This window comes from Palaeococcus ferrophilus DSM 13482, assembly GCF_000966265.1.
GTDB lineage: Archaea > Methanobacteriota_B > Thermococci > Thermococcales > Thermococcaceae > Palaeococcus > Palaeococcus ferrophilus.
The window spans coordinates 1-2,774 of the sequence record NZ_LANF01000020.1 but is presented as its reverse complement, the minus strand read 5'-3'; the positions used below and the strand labels follow the sequence as shown (position 1 = coordinate 2,774).

Genomic DNA, 2,774 nt, shown 5'->3' with positions numbered 1-2,774 from the left:
AGGTGATCTAATCATAGCGAGGGCTGCCGTCAGGCTTGAGGGGACGTCGAAGCAGTACGTCCGCGTCGAGTATCCGGCGGTGGCCGACCACGAGGTTACCTTAGCGCTCATAGAGGCCGCCGAAACCCTTGGAGTGAGGTATCACTTGGGAATAACGGCATCAACCGACAGCTTCTACCTCGGACAGGGGAGACCGGGTTTAAACGGCTACTTCCCGAGCTTCGCGAGGAACATAGTGGACGACCTGAGGCAGGCGAACGTTACCAACTTCGAGATGGAGGCAGCGACGCTCTACACGCTGGCGAGTATATACGGCCTTAGAGCGGGGTGTGTGTGCGCGGTCTTCGCCAACAGGGTTACCAACGAGTTCGGCAAGGCCGGAGAAAAAGAGGCGGCCCTTGTTGCGAGCGAAGCGGTGAAGATACTCGCCGAGTGGGATGAGGAGAAGGAGAAGGCCGGAAAGAAGTACTGGCACCCCAGGTTGAGGGGTTGACATGGACGAGAGGCTCCTCGAGATAAAGGAACTCATCGAGCGCGGAAAGGTGGAGGCGGCGTATTCAAAGGCGCTCAAGATAGGAGAGGCTTACTGGAGAAGCTACGCCCTCAAGTGGGTCGCGGAGGCACTTGTGAGGAAAGACCCCGGGCGCGCCCTATCCCTAGCGGGGGACATCGGGGTTCCCACGCTCCGCGACGAAACATTTCTCTTTCTCACCTACGAGCTATCCAGGATGGAAAAGTTCAGGGAGGCTATAATGGCAGCCAAGTCCATACGGGACACATATCTAAAGAAGAAGGCATTTAGGAGCGTTTCCTCGGCTGTTGGGAAGGCGATAGCCAGGAGGGGCGTTAAGGAGATAAGCCTCAGCGAGCTGGATATTGATGAGAGCGACGTGGAGTATCTGAAGCCCCTCCCCAAGGGACTGGAGTTCAAGGATGGGAAGTTCATAGTTGGAAGTGAGATACACGGGATCAAGGGGGAAGTCAAGGAGGGAATCCTCACCTCAGAGCCCCTGCCGAAGAAAGTGGAGAAACCCGAATTTGGGGAGGTTAGTGAGCGTAGCGCCAGGGACGTTTTGGCCCTCCTGGATGAGGGTAAAGCATCCCTCGAAAGCCTTCCCGAACCCCTACGTTTTGCGGCCATGGAGGAGCTTGGTCTTGAGTGCCTTGAGCGCGGCGATGTTGAGTGCGCCGAACGCTACTTTAGGGAGCTTCCAGTTGCTGATTACCTCGGCAGGGCCCTGGCATGGCACGCCCTTAAAATCGGAAGGGAAGTGGGCGAATACATTGTGAAAATTTACAACCCCGCCATAAAGATGGCGCTTGTTTATGAGTCCATCGTATCGAAGAGAAACGTTGACAGGCAGCTCCTGAGAATTGCCTTTGGAAACCTGCCGAGGAGCAAGAAGGGCCGGCTGCTAAAGTTCCTCGCCTTTGAACTCCTGGATGATGCCAAAAAACGGGGTGACAGGGAGCTTATGAGGCTCTCGAAGGAGCTCTTTGTGCTGGGTAAAAACGTTGGTAGTGGTGCGGGGGACGGGATTTGAACCCGCGAACCCCTGCGGGACGGGACCCTGAATCCCGCGCCTTTGGCCAGGCTCGGCAACCCCCGCGCTGCGAGAAAATTTAGAGGGGGAAGGGTTTTTAATCTTTTCTATTGGGCCCACCTGACTTTCAGGCTGTCCTTCTTAATCTTAAGGAACTCGTCCACGAGGGCCCTTCCCGTGCGCTCCATGAAGTCCTCGATGTCCTCTATCCCGAGTTCCTTGAGTCCGATTGCCTCAACGCCCTCGGGTATTCCCTTCGCCTCAACGTTTATGCCTATGTGGAGTTTTATGCTTACCGGGGAGACCGTGGCGATGGATATACTCAGCTTCTTCCCGTTAACGTAGATGTCGTCACCCTTCCGCTCCGTCTCGATGCCGTACCCCTTTAGAACCTCGCAGAGCTTTGCCACAAAGAGCTTCTGTATCGTAGAGGCGAGGAGAACGTTGGGAAGGTCGAATATCTCGGCTATGTAGTGAACCATGTCGTCGCTCTTTATCTCCCTGCGCTCTATGACGTCTTCGAGGTCTATCATCTCGTCCTCCCGCACATGGCAGGGGCCCCTGAAGACCACCAGGGAATCGCCGAGGATGCCGAAATTTCTGTAGGCCCAGTGACTCTTTATTGCGCTTCCATCGTATTTTATACGCCTGTCCCTCACAATCACGAGTTCCATTTTCTCACCCACCAAAGCTCTCAACGGAGGGTAATAAACGTTTTGGCTTCAAAGGTTCTCCAGCAGCTCTCTGAGCTCGTCGAAGTCGGCCACGTCCACCCACATCTGGATGAACTCTACCTCAGGGAGCCGTTTTTTGTATCTCCCGCAGATGGATGTCTCTGTCGTCCACGTAGATAACGTTGTCAATGGTGTAACCGAGGTTCTCAAGCTGGAGAACAGTCCTTTCTATCATGTCCGCCTTGTTCGGGTGTCCCTCTATCTTGGGGAATGTGAAGTACTCCCACAGGTCGAGCTCTTCGAGGATAGGCCTGACGAAGTCCTCAACGTTCCAGCTGGCTATGCTGAGGATGAAGCGTTCCTTTGCCCACTCCAGGAACCCACGGACACCGGGAAAGAGGCAGAGGGTTTCGCCGTAAGGATCCCTCACACAGTCACCGCTGCGCTCGAGGGGAGGAACAAGGCGAGAAGCGTCCTCGTGATCCCAGAGGGTTCCATCCAAGTCGAGCACCAAAAGCCTCATAGGGTTGCACACCTTGAGAAGTTGATTTTGGTA

At 55.1% G+C, this 2,774-nt stretch carries 4 protein-coding genes and 1 tRNA gene; 2 read left to right on the top strand and 3 right to left on the bottom strand.

Going from position 1 to position 2,774, the window contains the following annotated elements; genetic code table 11:
• Both PFER_RS11775 and PFER_RS12085 read left to right on the top strand, forming a co-directional pair.
• A partial coding sequence (locus tag PFER_RS11775) for a phosphorylase family protein (protein WP_048152725.1) occupies positions 1 to 493 on the top strand: 493 nt, incomplete at its 5' end.
• Between the two features lies 1 nt (position 494).
• Positions 495 to 1,544: a hypothetical protein gene (locus PFER_RS12085; protein ID WP_084593973.1), complete on the top strand. Its 1,050-nt coding sequence runs from the start codon at positions 495 to 497 to the stop codon at positions 1,542 to 1,544.
• On the opposite strand, the gene PFER_RS11765 is transcribed toward PFER_RS12085, so the two are convergent.
• The 3 genes from PFER_RS11765 to PFER_RS11755 all read right to left on the bottom strand — a co-directional run.
• Positions 1,523 to 1,610, bottom strand: a tRNA-Leu gene (locus tag PFER_RS11765). The genes PFER_RS12085 and PFER_RS11765 overlap by 22 nt on opposite strands.
• A gap of 41 nt (positions 1,611 to 1,651) precedes the next feature.
• Complete coding sequence (locus PFER_RS11760) at positions 1,652 to 2,218, bottom strand: DUF366 family protein (RefSeq protein ID WP_048152722.1); 567 nt, start codon at positions 2,216 to 2,218, stop codon at positions 1,652 to 1,654.
• A gap of 121 nt (positions 2,219 to 2,339) precedes the next feature.
• On the bottom strand, positions 2,340 to 2,774 hold a 435-nt coding region (locus PFER_RS11755), incomplete at its 5' end, for a magnesium-dependent phosphatase-1 (RefSeq protein WP_342666404.1).